Annotated in this window: 2 protein-coding genes and 1 tRNA gene; all 3 read left to right on the top strand. The window is 57.4% G+C overall.

Translation table 11 applies throughout. From position 1 onward, the window contains the following. A partial coding sequence (locus tag X730_RS1000000168420; protein ID WP_210164508.1) for a hypothetical protein occupies positions 1–268 on the top strand: 268 nt, incomplete at its 5' end. A 254-nt stretch (positions 269–522) separates the two neighbouring features. Beyond that, positions 523–613, top strand: a tRNA-Ser gene (locus X730_RS135390). Positions 614–864: 251 nt separating this feature from the next. Next, a complete protein-coding gene (locus X730_RS135395) occupies positions 865–1107 on the top strand; it encodes a GIY-YIG nuclease family protein (RefSeq protein WP_023670218.1) in 243 nt (80 codons plus the stop codon). Positions 1108–1346 lie beyond the last annotated feature (239 nt).

Below are 1346 nucleotides of genomic sequence, written 5' to 3'. Positions count from 1 at the left end.
CACCGGAAACTGCGATCAAGGCCGCAGCGGAGCCGAGGAGAAGGCTCTTAATGTTCATTTTCTGACCTCCAGTCAAAAGTTAAAAAACGGGTCTGGGTATTCTTTGCTGAAGGACAGCGTTCCCTGCCCCATCCCCACTACCGAAAAAGATGCGCACCGCGCCGCTCCTTCGAAATCGACATTACCCATGAGGCGGCGGCGTTCAACCACGATCGTACCGGCGAAAGGGCTATGCGGGCGCTATCCCCATGCGTTGTTGCACAAATGACACGATTTGGCCTCAGTCAGAAAGCTCTCATTAACTATCGAAGGGCCCGCAAGCCTTATCCAGCGCCGCGCAATGCGGCCGAATCCGGCGATGGCCGGCCAGAATTGCGGCCATGTCGCCGACTCGCCAGCCAGGGAACTGCCGTAGAATCGCCGCATGCAAAAGGCGCCGCTGCGGCCGAATGCGGATTTTTCAACGATTATCGCGCCGGCTTGTTGATTGTGCCGGCGCTTTTCTCTATCCAGCGGCGCAACGGAGAGGTGGCCGAGTGGTCGAAGGCGCTCCCCTGCTAAGGGAGTAGAGGTCAAAAGCTTCTCGTGGGTTCGAATCCCATCCTCTCCGCCATCCTGCTTCGCTCTTCGAGCTTCGCAGGACAAGCCCAACCCTCAGCGCGAAGCATGCCCTCCGAAGCCTTGGCGTAGGAGGGCCGGACCGTGTGGTGTGCTACCTGCCGTACAGCGTAAGCCCAGAGAATCCCTTGCAAAATTCGATTGGTCCTGCTTCGCCCTTCGAGCTTCGCAGGACAAGCCCACCTCAGCGCGAAGCAGGATGGCGGAGAGGATGCCCTCCGAAGCCCCGGCAAAGGAGAGCAGCTCATGTGGTATGTGTATCTTCTGGAGAGTACGGCTGCGGAAGGCGAACGCTATATCGGCATAACGACGGACCTGAAACGGCGGCTTGTCGAGCACAATGCGGGGAAATCCAGCCATACATCCAAGTTTCTGCCGTGGCGGATCGTCACCTATATGGCCTTTTCGAACCAGGCCAAGGCAGCTTCATTCGAGCGCTATCTCAAATCCGGTTCAGGGCATGCTTTCGCCAACAAGCGCCTGTGGTGATGGCCGCATCACCTGCCGCAGAGGTCCATCTTTTCAATAAACTTCAACAATAACAATTGATTACAGCGAAAACGCTTGTCGCCGGTTTCACTATCTTGTTCGATTCTGACTGGAGGTCAGAAAATGAACATTAAGAGCCTTCTTCTCGGCTCCGCTGCGGCCTTGATCGCAGTTTCCGGTGCGCGCGCCGCCGACGCCGTCGTCGTCGCCGAGCCGGAACCGGCTGAATACGTCAAGAT

Source organism: Mesorhizobium sp. L103C131B0, from assembly GCF_000502275.1.
GTDB lineage: Bacteria > Pseudomonadota > Alphaproteobacteria > Rhizobiales > Rhizobiaceae > Mesorhizobium.
This window is presented reverse-complemented; position numbering and strand designations above follow the sequence as displayed.

Bases quoted from the DNA above. Each gene is read 5' to 3' on its own strand.
- X730_RS135395 (WP_023670218.1), top strand. From the start codon at position 865: ATGTGGTATGTGTATCTTCTGGAGAGTACGGCTGCGGAAGGCGAACGC.